General features: G+C 68.6%; 16 protein-coding genes. 12 read left to right on the top strand and 4 right to left on the bottom strand.

Annotated features, from left to right (window positions below; genetic code table 11):
- Positions 1 to 7 precede the first annotated feature (7 nt).
- Positions 8 to 490, bottom strand: a complete 483-nt coding sequence (locus tag U1701_RS02600) for a hypothetical protein (RefSeq protein ID WP_332780968.1) — start codon at positions 488 to 490, stop codon at positions 8 to 10.
- The gene (locus U1701_RS02595) at positions 487 to 1,122 is read right to left on the bottom strand and encodes a histidine phosphatase family protein (protein ID WP_332781431.1); all 636 of its coding nucleotides are present in this window, start codon (positions 1,120 to 1,122) and stop codon (positions 487 to 489) included. Before U1701_RS02595 ends, U1701_RS02600 begins: the two co-directional genes overlap by 4 nt.
- Positions 1,123 to 1,170: 48 nt before the next feature.
- Here U1701_RS02595 and U1701_RS02590 point away from each other — a divergent pair, with 48 nt between their 5' ends.
- The 7 genes from U1701_RS02590 to gyrB all read left to right on the top strand — a co-directional run bounded on the left by U1701_RS02590 (position 1,171) and on the right by gyrB (position 8,796).
- Positions 1,171 to 1,704 (top strand): outer membrane protein, encoded by a 534-nt coding sequence (locus U1701_RS02590; RefSeq protein WP_332780967.1) that lies wholly within the window; start codon positions 1,171 to 1,173, stop codon positions 1,702 to 1,704.
- A 143-nt stretch (positions 1,705 to 1,847) separates the two neighbouring features.
- A complete protein-coding gene (gene dnaN, locus U1701_RS02585; protein ID WP_332780966.1) occupies positions 1,848 to 2,966 on the top strand; it encodes a DNA polymerase III subunit beta in 1,119 nt (372 codons plus the stop codon).
- Positions 2,967 to 3,062: 96 nt separating this feature from the next.
- Positions 3,063 to 3,839, top strand: coding sequence for a Coq4 family protein (locus U1701_RS02580; RefSeq protein WP_332780965.1), 777 nt, complete (start codon positions 3,063 to 3,065; stop codon positions 3,837 to 3,839).
- A 44-nt stretch (positions 3,840 to 3,883) separates the two neighbouring features.
- Positions 3,884 to 4,933 (top strand): DNA replication/repair protein RecF, encoded by a 1,050-nt coding sequence (gene recF, locus U1701_RS02575; RefSeq protein ID WP_332780964.1) that lies wholly within the window; start codon positions 3,884 to 3,886, stop codon positions 4,931 to 4,933.
- Between the two features lie 83 nt (positions 4,934 to 5,016).
- Entirely contained in the window at positions 5,017 to 5,817 is an 801-nt protein-coding gene (locus U1701_RS02570) for an OmpA family protein (protein ID WP_332780963.1), read from the top strand.
- 101 nt (positions 5,818 to 5,918) lie between these two features.
- A complete protein-coding gene (locus U1701_RS02565) occupies positions 5,919 to 6,179 on the top strand; it encodes a hypothetical protein (RefSeq protein ID WP_332780962.1) in 261 nt (86 codons plus the stop codon).
- A 64-nt stretch (positions 6,180 to 6,243) separates the two neighbouring features.
- Complete coding sequence (gene gyrB / locus U1701_RS02560) at positions 6,244 to 8,796, top strand: DNA topoisomerase (ATP-hydrolyzing) subunit B (RefSeq protein WP_332780961.1); 2,553 nt, start codon at positions 6,244 to 6,246, stop codon at positions 8,794 to 8,796.
- A 39-nt stretch (positions 8,797 to 8,835) separates the two neighbouring features.
- Here the strand turns inward: gyrB and U1701_RS02555 are convergent, their stop codons facing one another.
- Both U1701_RS02555 and U1701_RS02550 read right to left on the bottom strand, forming a co-directional pair.
- Complete coding sequence (locus tag U1701_RS02555) at positions 8,836 to 10,023, bottom strand: MFS transporter (protein WP_332780960.1); 1,188 nt, start codon at positions 10,021 to 10,023, stop codon at positions 8,836 to 8,838.
- A 265-nt stretch (positions 10,024 to 10,288) separates the two neighbouring features.
- Positions 10,289 to 10,879 carry a redoxin family protein gene (locus tag U1701_RS02550; RefSeq protein WP_332780959.1) on the bottom strand — a complete coding sequence of 197 codons (591 nt, stop codon included), beginning with the start codon at positions 10,877 to 10,879 and terminating at the stop codon, positions 10,289 to 10,291.
- 16 nt (positions 10,880 to 10,895) lie between these two features.
- Here U1701_RS02550 and argH point away from each other — a divergent pair, with 16 nt between their 5' ends.
- The 5 genes from argH to U1701_RS02525 are packed head-to-tail and all read left to right on the top strand — an operon-like array spanning position 10,896 to position 15,549.
- The gene (gene argH, locus U1701_RS02545; RefSeq protein ID WP_332781430.1) at positions 10,896 to 12,278 is read left to right on the top strand and encodes an argininosuccinate lyase; all 1,383 of its coding nucleotides are present in this window, start codon (positions 10,896 to 10,898) and stop codon (positions 12,276 to 12,278) included.
- The gene (locus tag U1701_RS02540) at positions 12,275 to 12,511 is read left to right on the top strand and encodes a hypothetical protein (RefSeq protein ID WP_332780958.1); all 237 of its coding nucleotides are present in this window, start codon (positions 12,275 to 12,277) and stop codon (positions 12,509 to 12,511) included. The genes argH and U1701_RS02540 overlap by 4 nt, the downstream gene beginning before the upstream one ends.
- Positions 12,512 to 12,539: 28 nt before the next feature.
- Positions 12,540 to 13,802 carry a diaminopimelate decarboxylase gene (gene lysA, locus U1701_RS02535; RefSeq protein ID WP_332780957.1) on the top strand — a complete coding sequence of 421 codons (1,263 nt, stop codon included), beginning with the start codon at positions 12,540 to 12,542 and terminating at the stop codon, positions 13,800 to 13,802.
- Positions 13,787 to 14,599 carry a precorrin-2 dehydrogenase/sirohydrochlorin ferrochelatase family protein gene (locus U1701_RS02530; RefSeq protein ID WP_332780956.1) on the top strand — a complete coding sequence of 271 codons (813 nt, stop codon included), beginning with the start codon at positions 13,787 to 13,789 and terminating at the stop codon, positions 14,597 to 14,599. The genes lysA and U1701_RS02530 overlap by 16 nt, the downstream gene beginning before the upstream one ends.
- Complete coding sequence (locus U1701_RS02525; RefSeq protein WP_332780955.1) at positions 14,596 to 15,549, top strand: CorA family divalent cation transporter; 954 nt, start codon at positions 14,596 to 14,598, stop codon at positions 15,547 to 15,549. Before U1701_RS02530 ends, U1701_RS02525 begins: the two co-directional genes overlap by 4 nt.
- Positions 15,550 to 15,551 lie beyond the last annotated feature (2 nt).

Genomic DNA, 15,551 nt, shown 5'->3' with positions numbered 1-15,551 from the left:
TGACGAACTATCCGTTTCCGCCGGAACACGCCAGCATCGCCGCATCGATCGCGGTCGCCGCACCGGCGAGTGCATAGACGTCGGCGAACGGGCGCCCGCCGACGCCGACCGCCTCGACGCTCATGCTGCGCGCGGAGCGGAGCGCGGCGACGATCGCGCGGTCGCTCGGGCCGTCGGTCGCCCACGCGTCGAGCCCGTTCGCGGCGAGCACGAAGCGGCGTTCGCCGATCGTCAGCGTGACGCCCGCCGAGCGATCGCGTTCGCGGCTCAGCCGCACGTGCAGCGATCCGCGCAGGCCACGCCCCGGCCAGTTGGCGATGCTCGCGAACCCGGTCGGTCGTCCGCCCGCCATCAGCGGCCGCGCGATCGCGAAGCAGCGTGCCGGCGTGGCGTCGCGGAACGCACCCCAGCGCTTGTAGATGCCGATCTGCTCGCGCGCGGTGGCAGGCGCGGCAATTGCGAGCATCAGCAGCAGCGCTCGGCGCATCATGCCGGTCCATGCCCCGTGCCCAGATGCACGATGCTCTCGCGCCCGGTCTGGATGAGCGCCACGGATCCCTGCGGAAGTCCCGGTGCGACGGGCGCGTGCCGGTCGGCGGCGTCGGGCAGTCCGGTCATCACCCCGCGCATCACGCGGCTGGATATGCCGTGCATGATGACCAACCGGTCGCCCGGGTCGTCGGCGGTATCGGCGAGCCAGCCGCCGACCCGCGCGGCGATCGCCGGATAGGTCTCGCCGTCGGGCGCGCAGCGTAGCGATCCGTCCGGCAGCATGACGGGCCCGAACGCGCCGATCACATCGGCATAATAGCGACCGCCCCACGACCCCATGTCGATCTCGACCAGGCGCGGATCGGTATGCGCTGCGTGCCAGTCAAGCGCCAGATGTTCGGCGATCACCGCCAGCGTCTGCAGCGCGCGACCCGTCGGCGACGCCCATAACGTCAGCCTGGGTTGCGCGCCCAGCAAGGCGCGCAGCGCGCGTCCCATCTCGTCGGCCTGCGCGAATCCGGCGCGCGTCAGCGGGGTATGGGCGGCGTCGCCCTGCAGCCTGCCGGCGGCGTTGAACACCGTTTCGCCATGCCGCGCGACGAAGTCTCGACCGGATCTGCGGGTTGGCATCATGCCGCGTCGTTTCAACCCCCTGTGGCGCAAAAGCAACGGATTTGCGTGTTTATCTGGGGTTCATGCAACGCCGATCGAACTGGTTCATATCAGAAGATCGACGGCCTGCTCTATGGCGGCGGCATCGGCTACGACATCGCGACCTCGAGCAACGTCGTGCTCGGCGCCGAGGCCGAACTGACCGGCTCGACCGCGAAGAGCGACCGCAACGATTACACCAGCGATTTCGGCTTCGGCCGCGTCAAGCAGGGCCGCGACATCTATGTCGGCGCGCGCGCCGGCTACATCGTCGCACCCGCGACGATGCTGTACGTCAAGGGCGGCTACACCAACGCCAAGCTGAACGTGCTCGCCGGCAGCACCAGCCAGACCACCGATACCAAGTTCAATCTCGACGGCTGGCGCGTCGGCGCGGGTGCCGAGCATGCGGTCGGTCCGAACAGCTACGCCAAGCTCGAATATCGCTATTCGAAGTACGAGCGCAGCAACATCGACTATGCGACCGGCGGCACCAGCGGCCGGTTCGACGTCGACACCGATCGCCATCAGGTCGTCGCCAGCTACGGCTTCCGCTTCTGATCGCCCACTGATTCGGGCGTTAACCACGCATTTACCGTGACACGCGAAGGGTCGGGGCGCTTGCCCCGGCCCTTTGTTGTTGGGTAGGCTGTACGCGGATTGCCCCCAGCCCGAATCCGGCTGCGGTGGCCGGGGGAATATGCATGAAGGCGACGATCGAACGCGCAACGCTCCTCAAGGGGCTGAGCCACGTCCAGTCCGTGGTGGAACGGCGCAACACTATTCCCATCCTTTCCAACGTCTTGCTCGAAGCGACCGCCGAGGGCGCGCTGAAGCTGATGGCGACCGACCTCGATCTGCAGATCAACGAATCGGTCGCGGCCGCGGTTGATCAGCCCGGCGCGACGACGGTGTCGGCGCACACGCTGTTCGATATCGCCCGCAAGCTGCCCGAGGGTAGCCAGGTCCAGTTGGCGGCCGCCGAGGGTCGCATGACGATCGTCGCGGGCCGCGCCCGCTTCTCGCTCGGCACGCTGCCGCGCGACGATTTCCCGGTGATCGCCGAGGGCGAATTGCCGACGCAGTTCGAGCTGCCCGCCGAGACGCTCAAGCAGATCATCGACAAGACGCGCTTCGCGATCTCGACCGAGGAAACGCGCTATTATCTGAATGGCATCTTCCTGCACGTGGCGGACGGCGACGGTCCCAATCCGGTGCTGAAGGCCGCCGCGACCGACGGCCACCGCCTCGCGCGCGTGACGCTGCCGCGGCCCGAGGGCGCCGAATCGATGCCCGACGTGATCGTGCCGCGCAAATGCATCGGCGAGCTGCGGAAGCTGCTCGACGAGGTCGACGGTTCGGTCGGCGTGTCGCTGTCGCCGACCAAGATCCGCTTCGATCTGGGCAGCGCGATCCTGACCTCGAAGCTGATCGACGGCACCTTCCCCGATTACAGCCGCGTCATCCCCACCGGCAACGACAAGATCCTGAAGATCGACCCGAAGAGCTTTATGGAAGGCGTCGACCGCGTCTCGACGATCGCCACCGAGAAGACCCGCGCGGTGAAGATGGCGCTCGACCGCGATAAGATCACGCTATCGGTGACGAGTCCCGAGAACGGCACCGCCGCCGAGGAAGTGCCGGGCGAATATGTCGCCCTCCCGTTCGAGATCGGCTTCAACAGCCGCTATCTGATGGACATCCTGGCGCAGGTCGACGGTGACCTGGTCGAAGTCCACCTCGCCGACGCCGCCGCCCCGACGCTGATCCGCGAGAACGACAAGTCGCCCGCGCTGTACGTGCTGATGCCGATGCGGGTGTAAATGCCGCGATCCTCGGTGTGGTGGGATCGCCTTTTCTAGCGTGATCCCAATCCCGAGCGCGTTTTTCGACACAACCGTCAGTGAAGGTTCGAACCGATGGCGAAGCTTCCTCCGTTTCCGGGCACGTCCGGCCGCCGCGAATGGCGGACGGCGATCGATGCGATCGGCAAACTGCTCGCCAATGGCGACGATACGACGCAGGTGTTTCGCATCATGCGGGCGTTGAACGTTGGCAATTCGGCGATCAACTATGCGCGGCTGATTGCCACCGAGCAGGGCGGGCGGATCGCGTATGAGCGGGTGGAACTCGCGACGCGTTTCGCCGACCCGGCGTTCGTTGCGGCGTTCAAGCCGGGTACGGTCGGCGCGGCCTATCGGCAGTTTCTGGAAAGCACGGGGTATTCCGCCGACGGGCTAGTCGAGGTCAGCAAGGTCGCGCCGATGCTCGACGACATGGCGCACCCCTATGCTTGGTTCGGTCGCCGGGTGCGCGACTGCCACGACATCTGGCACGTGCTGACCGGGTACAAGGCCGACGAGAGCCTGGGCGAAGCGGCGCTAGTCGCGTTCAGCTATGCGCAGGTTGGCGGGCTCGGTTGGGCGGTCATCGGTGGCGCCGCGGCGCTGAAGAGCCTAAAAGTCACCAAAGGCACGCTGTTCGCGCGCGCGGTATGGGAAGGCTATCGCAACGGCCGTCGCGCCAAATGGATCGCTGGCGAGGACTATCTGCAGCTGCTTGCCGAGCCGCTCGACGCCGCCCGCGCGCGGCTCGGCATCCGCGAGCCGGTCGTCTACCTGCGCGCCCAACGCGAGCTGGGCGCCGAGCTGGCCTCTTATCTCAGCACGCAGAAGGCGGCGCAGCTCGCCGCCTGACACGGGGGTGGGCGGGGCCCGCCCCCGCGGCTAAGGCAGAGGTGATGCTGTCGCGCCTCGTCCTCACCGATTTCCGCAACCATGCCGATCTGACGCTGCCGGTCGGCGACGGCTTCGTCGTGCTGACCGGCGAGAATGGCGCGGGCAAGACCAACATCCTCGAAGCGGTCTCGCTGCTCGCGCCCGGCCGGGGCCTGCGCCGGGCTGCGCTGTCGGACATGGCGCGGCAGGGCGGTCCCGGCGGGTTCGGGGTCGCCGCCGACATGCAGCCGCCACTGGAGGCGAACGTCGCACTGGCGACGGGGACGCAGGCGAGCGCGCCCGAACGACGGCTGGTGCGGATCCAGGGTGCTACGACCAGCGCCAACGCGTTCGTCGAATGGCTGACCGTGCTGTGGCTGACCCCGGCGATGGACCGGCTGTTCGTCGAACCCGCGGGCGAGCGACGCCGCTTCCTCGACCGGCTGACGCTGGCGCTGTCGAGCGCGCACGCGACGCATGCGACGCGCTACGACGCGGCGATGCGCGCGCGCAATCGCGTGCTCGCCGAGGAGGGCGACAGCGAATGGCTGACCGCGCTGGAGGCGCAGATGGCTGAGCATGGTGCCGCGATCGACGCCGCGCGGCGCGAGACGGTGGCGCTGCTGGCCGAGGCGCTGGGCGGACAGGCGGCGGGGGTGTTCCCGCGCGCCGCGCTGGCGCTCGACGGGTGGCGCGGCGACGCGCCGCAACTGCGCGCTGCGCTGCGTCAGGCGCGCGCGCGCGATGCGGCGGCGGGGCGGACCCTCGTCGGACCTCACCGTGCGGACCTGGTCGTCACGCACCGCGACAAGGATCAGGCAGCGGGGCTCGCCTCGACCGGCGAGCAAAAGGCGCTGCTGCTGGGGATCGTCCTCGCGCATGTCGATCTGGTCGCAGCGCGGACTGGGCGGCCGCCGGTGCTGCTGCTCGACGAGGTCGCCGCGCATCTCGATCCCGTGCGTCGCGCCGCGCTGTTCGACCAGCTCCGCGGCCGCGGTCAGGTGTGGATGACCGGGACCGAGGACGCGCTGTTCGCCGAGGTCGGGGCGGGCGCGACGCGGATCGCGGTCTGAACGGCGGCTGTCGACGCGGCTCACCGCGCGTTCAAGCGCCGGGTCTTAGCCGTCTGGACATGGCGGGGGCCATGGAGACGACTATGACCAATTTCATCGCACGCGCAGCTCTTGGGGTCGCAATGCTCGCGGCCGGCGCAACGCCGGTGTTCGCACAGGCGCGCTACGACATGGGCAATCCGCCCTGGGCACGGCCGGGCTATCGGCTCGCCGGTGCCGGCGTACCGGTCCTGTTCCCCGAACTGCGCAATACCCCGCGCGGCCGCGCGTTCGTCATGCCCAATTTCGACGCGAACGGCGATGGCCGGATCAGCCCGCAGGAGGCGCGCGACGCCAACCGCGAATTCGCACGGCTCGCCGGCCCGCGCCGTGACCGGTTCGACTGGGACGGCTATGCTCGCGGGCGCGATCAGGGACGCAGCGGCGGTCCACGCAGCGGCGACACGATCGTCACCGAAACCACGACCTGGGACCGCGGCGCGATGCGCGACTATGGCTTCCGCCAGACCCCGCGCGGCGCGACACTGACGCTGTCGGAGGACGTGCTGTTCCAGACTGACAGCGCGGTCCTGCGCCCCGGTGCGATCGAAAAGCTGCGTCCGCTCGCGGCGTATCTGCGCGGTAATCCCGGCGTCCGCGTCGCGATCGACGGCTTTACCGATTCGCGTGGGTCCGACGCGCACAACCAGGACCTGTCCGAACGCCGCGCCGCCAGCGTCCGCCAGGCGTTCGACGACATGGACGTGGTCCGCGCGCGCTTCACGGTCGTCGGTCACGGCGAAGCCGATCCGGTTGCCACCAACGCGACGACTGCCGGTATGCGGCTCAATCGCCGCGTCGAGGTGACGTTGCTCGGCCAGCGCGCGGATTCGTTTGCGCGCTAAGTGTTCTAGCTGACTGCAGGCCGGCCGGCGTCCGCGTCGGCCGGCTTGACAGCGAAGGGCGTGGTGGCGAGTGCCAGCCGACATCACAGGAAAGCCAGAGCATGGACGACACCGCCGACCTTCAAGCCCAGATCGTAGCCCTGCGCCTTGCCGTCGAGGGCGTCTGGCTGTCCGTACTAGCGAGCGATCCGAATGCGGTGCAGCAGGCCGAGCGGCTCGGCGAGGCGAACGTTGCGAGCCTCGACCAGCTCGACGCCTCCACGCCCCAGGCGCGCGCGGCGCGCGACGCGGTCGTGCTGCATACACGCAGCCTGTGGGGCAGCATCGCATGGCAGTTGCAGCACGGTCCCGCCAAGGGCTGACGGGGAGTCGCTGGCGGGGGCCATTTCGCTTCCGTTTCGGGCCTTGCATGCCTATATACTCGGCATGGCAACCACCCCCGAAAGCAACAATCCCAACCTCCCCAATCAGGGCGATTACGGCGCGGACTCGATCAAGGTACTCAAGGGCCTCGACGCGGTCCGCAAGCGTCCCGGCATGTATATCGGCGACACCGACGATGGCTCGGGCCTGCATCACATGGTGTTCGAGGTCAGCGACAACGCGATCGACGAGGCGCTCGCCGGGCATTGCGACCGGATCGACATCGTCCTGAATGCCGACGGATCGGTCAGCGTGACCGACAACGGTCGCGGCATCCCGACCGGGATCCATACCGAGGAAGGCGTGTCGGCAGCCGAGGTCATCATGACCCAGCTCCACGCCGGCGGTAAGTTCGAGAACACCTCGGACGAGAATGCCTACAAGGTTTCGGGCGGCCTGCACGGCGTCGGCGTCTCGGTCGTCAACGCGCTCAGCGAATGGCTCGACCTGACGATCTGGCGCGACGGCAAGGAGCACTACATGCGCTTCGCGTTCGGCGACGCGGTGCTGCCGCTGAAGGTCGTCGGCGACGCCGCCGAGGGGCAGAAGGGCACGCGCGTCACCTTCTTCCCGTCGCCCGCCACCTTCAAGATCACCGATTTCGATTTCGACAAGCTCGAGCATCGCTACCGTGAACTGGCGTTCCTCAATTCGGGCGTGCGCCTGTTCCTCAGCGACGCGCGCCATGAAGAGCGTAAGACCGTCGAGCTCTATTACGAGGGCGGCATCGCTGCGTTCGTGAAGTATCTCGATCGCGCGAAAGTGCCGTTGATGCCCGAGCCGGTCGCGATCAGCGGCACGCGCGACGACGTCACGATGGACGTCGCGCTGCAGTGGAACGACAGTTACTACGAGAACGTCCTCGCCTTCACCAACAACATCCCGCAGCGCGACGGCGGCACGCACATGGCCGCGTTCCGCGCCGCGCTGACGCGCACGCTCAACAACTATGCCGAGAAGAGTGGCATGTTGAAGAAGGAAAAGGTCCAGCTGACCGGCGAGGACATGCGCGAAGGCCTGACCGCGATCGTCTCGGTCAAGCTGCCCGATCCGAAATTCTCGTCGCAGACCAAGGACAAGCTGGTCAGCTCGGAAGTCCGCCAGCCGCTCGAAAGCCTGATGGCCGACAAGATGGCCGAGTGGCTCGAGGAGAACCCGGCGCACGGCAAGGCGATCGTCGCCAAGATCATCGACGCCGCCGCCGCGCGCGAAGCTGCCAAGCGCGCGCGCGAACTGACGCGGCGCAAGGGCGTGATGGACATCGCCAGCCTGCCCGGCAAGCTCGCCGACTGCCAGGAGCGCGATCCCGCCAAGTCGGAGTTGTTCCTGGTCGAGGGTGACTCGGCCGGCGGCTCGGCCAAGCAGGGCCGCGATCGCCATTTCCAGGCGATCCTTCCGTTGCGCGGGAAGATCCTGAACACCGAGCGCGCGCGCGAGGACCGGATGTTGTCGAGCCGCGAGATCGGCACGCTGATCACCGCGATGGGCACCGGAATTCGCGACGACTTCAACGCGGACAAGCTGCGCTACCACAAGATCGTCATCATGACCGACGCCGACGTCGATGGCGCGCATATCCGCACGCTGCTGCTGACGTTGTTCTATCGCCACATGCCCAAGATCATCGAGGGCGGCTATCTCTACATCGCCCAGCCGCCGCTCTACAAAGCGACCAAGGGGCGTTCCGAAGTCTATCTGAAGGACGACGCTGCGCTCGACGACTATCTGGTCGAGGCTGGCGTCGCGGCGATGGTGCTCGAAGGGCCGGGCGGCGCGCGTTCCGGCGGCGATCTGCGCGAGCTGGTCGATCACGCGCGGCGGATGCGCACGCTGATGCGCTACGTCCCCAAGCGCTACGACGCCGGGATCATCGAGGCGCTGGCACTGGGCGGGATGTTCGATCCCGAAGCGTCGCGCGATGCGCGCACCGCGAGCCTCGAGACGGTAACGCGCCGGCTCGAAGCCGATGACGGCGACGCGCGCTGGACCGCGCGACTGACCGAGGATGGCGGCATCCATTTCGAGCGCGCATGGCGCGGCGTGACCGATCACCACATCGTCGAGGCGAGCTTCCTCGTCTCCGCCGAGGCGCGCAAACTGCACGCGCTGTCCGCCGAACAGGCCGAGAGCTTCGGGCGCACCGCCAACCTCGTCCCTGCCGGCAAGGTGCAGGTCGTCGAAGACACGACCGAAGCGCCCGACGCTAGCGAAGCCGAGGGCGAGACCGCCGAACAGGGCGTGCCCGGCACGGTGACGACGGCGACGGCGGCGCGCGGGTCGACCCAGGTCTCGCGGCCGAGCCATCTGCTCGATGCGATCCTGGCGGCGGGCCGCAAGGGGCTCGCGATCCAGCGCTACAAGGGGCTGGGCGAGATGAACGCCGAACAACTCTGGGAAACCACGCTCGACCCCAATGTCCGCTCGATGCTGCGCGTCACCGCGGTGAACGCCGAGGGCGCCAACGAGATCTTCACCCAGCTGATGGGCGAAGTCGTCGAACCGCGCCGCGAGTTCATCCAGGACAATGCGCTCAACGTCGCCAATCTCGACGTCTGAGCGGCCCGCCTAATCGGGCATGCTTGCGTGCGACACGGTTTAGCGGCCGTGTCGCATGATGCTGACGACCTGGATCCCTGCGGCCGTTAAGGACAGGCCCGCGCCTAGTGCTGCCACGCCCGGCCACCCGGCGAGTCCCCAGGCCTGCATCGCACAGGCCGATCCCGCGGCACCGCCGAGGAACATGCCACCCATGAAGATCGTGTTAAGCCGCGCCCGCGCTTCGGGCCGCAGCGCGTAGACGATGTGCTGGTTCGACACGAGCGCGCTCTGCACCGCGAAGTCGAGCACGATCACACCGACCACCAGCCCCGCGATGGAGGTCCAGACGCCGAACACGATCCACGCGATCAACGTCATCGCCGCCCCCAGCACGATCACCGCGCGCGGTCCGCGCCGGTCGGCATAGCGCCCTGCGATCGGTGCCGCGAGGATGCCGACCGCGCCGACGATCCCGAACGCGCCCGCGACGTCCGCCCCCAGCGCGAAGCGCGGCTCCTGCAGGTGGAACGCCAGGATCGTCCAGAACGTCGTGAACGCCGCGAACAGCAGCGCCTGCGTAATCGTCGCGCGCCGAAGCGCGGCGAACTCGCGCCACAGGCCGATCAGCGATCGCAACAGCCCGCCATAGGAGAGATCGGTCGCCGGCTGGCTGCGCGGCAGGCGGATCGCCATCCAGCCGCCGACACCCAGCGCCATCGGGACGCCGAGCCAGAACATGTCGCGCCAGCCCGCATGAGTCGCGACGACGCCGGCCAGCATGCGGCTGAGCAGGATGCCGCACAACAGCCCGGCCATCACGATTCCCACCGTCGCGCCGCGGCGTTCGGGCGCGGCGAGGTGCGCGGCGAACGGCACGATCTGCTGCGCGACAGTCGCGGCGACGCCGACCAGCAGCGACGCCGCCACCAGCAACCCCGCGGTCGGCGCGATCGCGGCCAGCACCAGCGCGACCGCCAACAGCGCGAACTGGACGACGATCAGCCGCTTGCGCTCGACCAGATCGCCCAGCGGCACCAGGAAGAACAGCCCCGCGGCGTAGCCGAGCTGCGTCGCGGTCGGGATAAGGCCCGACAGCCGCCCCGGCAGGTCGCGCTCGATCACCCCGAGCATCGGCTGGTTGTAATAGATGTTCGCCACCGCGACGCCCGTGGCGATCGCCATCGCAAAGGTCAGTCCGGTGGACAGCGGACTGCCGCGCCCACCCGGTTGCTGGGTCGTGGTCATAAAATTCCAACCGCTTTCGATGGAGTTGGGGCGCGCAATCCAAAATTGCGCGCTAAAGGCCGCGTGTCGGCCCGCCACTAAAATTTGGCTCGTCACCAAGGCGGGTCGACACAACAGGGTTGCAAAACAGGACGGGGATACCATCTAGGGTTCAGAGCCGGACCCCTCCCAAGAAGTCCTGGTTCGGCGCCCTGCTCTGCCGCACCCCCCCGTGCAGAGCGGGCAGGGCGCTTCCCGCATTCCTGACCGCATCACACGGGACGTCCTAAGACGCTTCGGCGATCAGTTTGGCCGCGGCCGGCGTGTTCCACTCATAGCCGCCGGTCATCCGCCACACTTCCTTGCCCGCCGAATCATACAGGATCGTCGTCGGCAGATTCGCTTGGTAGGCAAGGCTCAGCCCCATTTTAGGGTCGAGATACGGCTTCAGGTTCGCGAATGTCTTCGCCGCGAAGAACGGCGCGACCTTTTCGGCGCCTTGCAAATCCTGACTCACTGCGATCACCTGGACCTTCGGCGCGAGGGTTCCCGCTGCGGCGTCGAGCGTGGGCATCTCGGCCACGCACGGCGCGCACCATGTCGCCCACAGGTTGAGCAGCAGCGGCTTGCCCTTGAAGCTGGCGAGCGTCACGGGCGTGCCGTCGGGCGCGGTGAACGCGACCGTCGGGCCGGTTTCACCCTTGTGGCTGCGGTCGAGCTTGTCGACGGGGGCGGCCGGGCCGGCGGTGACTTCATCGGGGGCGGGTGCGACTTCGTCGGCGGCAGCGACGTTGGCTTGCTCGGGGGGCGGCGATTTCCTATCGCAACCCGCGAGCGCCAGGCCCAGGAGACAGACGATCAGCATACGCGATGACATGGACGGGTCCAATGCGATGTGGGGTGGGCGCTTCGCCGAAGGGCCGGCCGCGGTCATGCGCGAGATAAACGCGTCGATCCCCTTCGACAAGCGGCTGTGGCGGCAGGATATCGCCGGGTCCAAGGCGCATGTCGCAATGCTCGGCAAGCAGGGGATCGTCTCGGCGGAGGACGCCGCCACGATTGCCGCCGGGCTCGACCGGGTCGCCGCGCATTACGAAGCGAACGGCGTCGCCGAGGACATGGTCCTCGAAGACATCCACATGCAGACCGAGGCGCGGCTGGCCGAGGTGATCGGTCCGGTCGCCGGGCGGCTGCACACCGCGCGTTCGCGCAACGACCAGGTCGCGACCGATTTCAGGCTCTGGGTGCGCGACGCGATCGACGAAATCCTTGCCGCGCTGGGGGGCTTCCAGCGCGCGTTGCTGACGCGCGCGGACGAGCACGCCGCGAGCGTGATGCCCGGCTTCACGCATCTGCAATCCGCGCAGCCGGTGACGCTCGGCCATCACCTGATGGCGTATCACGCGATGATCGCGCGCGATGTCGGCCGCTTCGCCGACGCCCGCGCCCGCATGAACCGCTCGCCCTTGGGGTCGGCGGCGCTCGCCGGCACCGGCTTCCCGATCGACCGCGAGATGACCGCGAAGGCGCTCGGCTTCGACGGCCCGATGACCAATTCGCTCGACGGCGTCAGCGACCGCGACTTCGCGATCGAGTTCCTGACCGCCGCAACGCAATGTTCGCTGCACCTGTCGCGGCTCGCCGAGGAATTCGTGCTGTGGGCGTCGCAGCCGTTCGGCTTCGTCGCGCTCAGCGACCAATGGTCGACCGGCAGCTCGATCATGCCGCAGAAGCGCAACCCCGACGCCGCCGAGCTGGTGCGCGGGCATAGCGGGCGGATCATGGGCTGCCTGACCGCGCTGATGGTGACGATGAAGGGCCTGCCGCTCGCCTATTCGAAGGACATGCAGGACGACAAGCCGCCGGTGTTCGAGGCGCACGACCTGCTGGCGCTGTCGATCGCGGCGATGACCGGGATGGTCGAGAGCGCGACCTTCAGGACCGAACGGATGCGCGGCGTGGCGGAAGCCGGGTTCGCGACCGCGACCGACCTCGCCGACTGGCTGGTGCGCGAGGCCGGCCTGCCATTCCGCGAGGCGCATCATGTCACCGGGCGCGCGGTGAAGCTCGCCGAGGACCGCGGCGTCGCGCTCGACGCGCTGCCGATCGCGGACCTGCAAGCCATCGATGCGCGGATCGACGAACGCGTGTACGGCGTTCTCTCGGTCGACGCGTCGGTCGCCAGCCGGACCAGCTTCGGTGGCACCGCGCCGGACAATGTGCGCGCCGCGATTCGTATCGAACGGGGCCGCGCCGCACGGGGAGACGAATCATGAAACGGCTGATCCTGATCGCGACGCTGGCGCTCGGTGGCTGCGGTGCCGCCGACGGGCTGAAACCCGCCGACGGCAAGACGCTCCCCATCGCCCCGTACGGCGCGAAGGCGACCCCGACGCCGAAGCAGTTGCTGACCCCGACGACGCAGCAGCGGCCCGAGCGCAGCGACGAGTTGTTGCGATCCTCGGTCCCGCGTCGCAGCGACGAATTCGATCTGCCGCCACCCGACTGACCCTATTCTCAGACCAGAAGACCGACACATGGACTATTTTGCGTATCGCGACGGCGTGCTTCATGCCGAGGACGTGCCGCTGCCCGCGATCGCCGACGCGGTTGGGACGCCGGTCTACGTCTATTCCACCGCGACCTTCCGCCGGCATGCGCGCGTGTTCCGCGAGGCGCTGGCGGGCGCCGGGCGAGTTCATCTCGCCTATGCGATCAAGGCCAACCCGAACCTCGCAGTGCTGCGCGTGCTGGCGGACGAGGGCTACGGCGCGGACGTCGTCTCGGGCGGCGAGATGGCGCGCGCGCTGGCCGCAGGGATACCGGCATCCGACATCGTCTTCTCGGGCGTCGGCAAGACGCGCGAAGAGCTGGGCGCGACGCTCGACGCCGGGATCGGCCAGTTCAATCTAGAACTGGAAGAGGAGGGCGAGGTGCTCGCCGCGCTGGCGCTCGCGCGCGGCACGACCGCACCTGCCGTGCTGCGCGTGAACCCCGATGTCGATGCCGGCACGCACGCGAAGATCTCGACCGGGCGCAAGGAGAACAAGTTCGGCGTCCCGATCGATCAGGCGCCGGCGATGTTCGCGCGCCTGTCGCAGCAGCAGGGTCTGAACCTGCGCGGCGTCGCGATCCATATCGGCAGCCAGCTGGCCGATCTCGCCCCGCTCGAAGCCGCCTATGCGCGCGTCGGCCAGCTTGTCGCCGAACTCCGCGCTGCGGGGCACGTGATCAGCCGCGTCGATCTCGGCGGCGGGCTCGGCGTGCCCTACCGGCCCGGTGACGTGCTGCCGAGCCCGGCCGATTATGGCGCGATGGTTGCGCGCGCGACCAAGGACTGGGATGTCGAACTGATGTTCGAACCCGGGCGCGTGATCGCGGGCAATGCCGGCGTGCTGCTGACCAAGGTGATCTGGGTGAAGCCCGGCGTCGTGAACCCATACGTCATCGTCGACGCGGCGATGAACGATCTGGCGCGGCCGGCGATGTACGATGCCTATCACGACTTCGTCGCGGTCGAGCCCAGGGGCGATCGCATGACCGCGAACATCGCCGGGCCGGTGTGCGAGACCGGCGATACCTTCGCGATGGGGCGCGACATCGACGTGATGGCCAGCGACGACCTCGCCATTTTCCGGACCGCGGGCGCGTACGGTGCGACGATGGCATCGACCTACAACAGCCGCGCGCTCGTGCCCGAAGTGCTGGTCGACGGCGACCGGTTCGCGGTGGTCGCCGACCGTATCCAGCCCGAGACGATCCTCGCCGCCGAGCGCGTGCCCGAATGGCTCAAGCGGTGACGCTGCACAGCTTGCCGTTGTTCGTGCGGCTGGCCGGCCGCCCGGTGATCCTGCTCGGCGAGGGCGAGGCGGCGGATGCGAAACGGCGGTTGCTCGAGCGCGCCGGCGCCCGGATCGTCGGCGAGGACGCACAGGCCGCGCTCGCGATCGTCGCGATCGACGACGAGGAGGAGGCCGTCGCCGCGGTGGCGCGGCTGAAGGCACGCGGGATGCTGGTCAACGCGGTCGACCGGTCGGCGCTGTGCGACTTCACCATCCCCGCGATCGTCGACCGTGCGCCGGTGCTGATCGCGATCGGTACGGGCGGGGTGTCGGCAGGGCTGGCGGCAGCGCTGCGGCAGCGGCTCGAGGCATTGCTGCCGGCGGGTTTGGGGGCGCTGGCGACGGCGCTGCACGGCGCGCGGGGGCGGTTGCGCGAACGCTATCCCGACGCCGGCGCGCGACGTCGGGCGATCGCGGACGCTTTGGCGGAGGGGGGGAGCCTCGATCCCTTTCGTCATGCCGGACTTGTTCCGGCATCCATCGTTCCCCAGGCGTTATCGCTCGGGGGGGGATGGACCCCGGACCAAGTCCGGGGTGACGAACTAGAGCGAGTCATCCTGGTATCGCCTGATCCGGACGACCTGACCCTGCGCCAGGCGCGCGTGCTCGCCTCGGCTGACCGCGTCTACCACCGCCCCGACGTTCCGCCCGCGATCCTCGACCGCGCGCGCGCCGACGCCGCGCGGATCGCGTGCGACGCGGCCCCGCGTGAGCCCGGCCCCGGCCTGTCGGCCGACCTAGCGATGCGCGCATGAGCGGGTTCGCGTTTCGCATCACCGACGGCAAGGCGACGCGGATCGAGGTCAACGACGCGTTGAACTGCGATGCCGATCTCGTCTGGGTGCATCTGTCGACCAATGCCGAGCATGCGCAGAGCTGGCTGCGTGACGAGGCAAAGCTGCAGGACTATGTCGTCGACGCGCTGACCGCGACCGAGACGCGGCCGCGCTGCGAGGCGGTCGGCGACGGCGCGTTCCTCAATCTGCGCGGCCGCTCGGACGAGACGCTCGATACGTCGGACGTGCTCGCCTCGGTGCGGATCTGGGCAGAACGGGGCCACGCCTATTCGGTGACGCGCAAGCCGTTGATCGCGGTCGAAGAGGTCGTCCGGATGGTCGAGCACGGCGACATTCGCGATCCAGGCGACCTGATCGCGGCGTTCGCGACCGCGATCACCGCCGACCTCGATCCCGACGTGGCAGGGCTCGGCGACGAACTCGACGATTGCGAGGAACAGCTCGACGCCAACCGCGTGTTCGAACTGCGGCGCTCGGTCAGCAAGGTGCGGGTCGCCGCGATCGGCTATCGGCGCTTCCTCAACCCGCAGCGCGCGGCGCTCGAAAAGCTCGCGGCGTTGCCCGGCGACTGGCTTGCCAGCGACGACCGGCTGCACCTGTCCGCCGCCGCGGATCGCGCCGCGCGGATGGCCGAGGAGCTCGAATCGATCCGCGAACGCTCGGCGCTGATCCATGAAACGCTGACCGATCTGCGCGCCGAACAGCTCGACACGCGCGGGCTGATCATCTCGATCGCCGCGATGGTATTCTTGCCGTTGACGTTCATCACCGGTCTTTACGGCATGAACGTCGCCGACCTACCCTATGCGCAGGAGCCCTGGGCGTTCGACGCGATCTGCGGGGTCTGCGCCGCGCTGTCGGCGGGGGTGGTGATCTATTTCATGCAGCGGCACTGGTTCGGGCGGTAGGG

Origin of the sequence: Sphingomonas rhamnosi, from assembly GCF_036663615.1 — a bacterium.
Classification (GTDB): Bacteria; Pseudomonadota; Alphaproteobacteria; order Sphingomonadales; family Sphingomonadaceae; genus Sphingomonas.
This window is presented reverse-complemented; position numbering and strand designations above follow the sequence as displayed.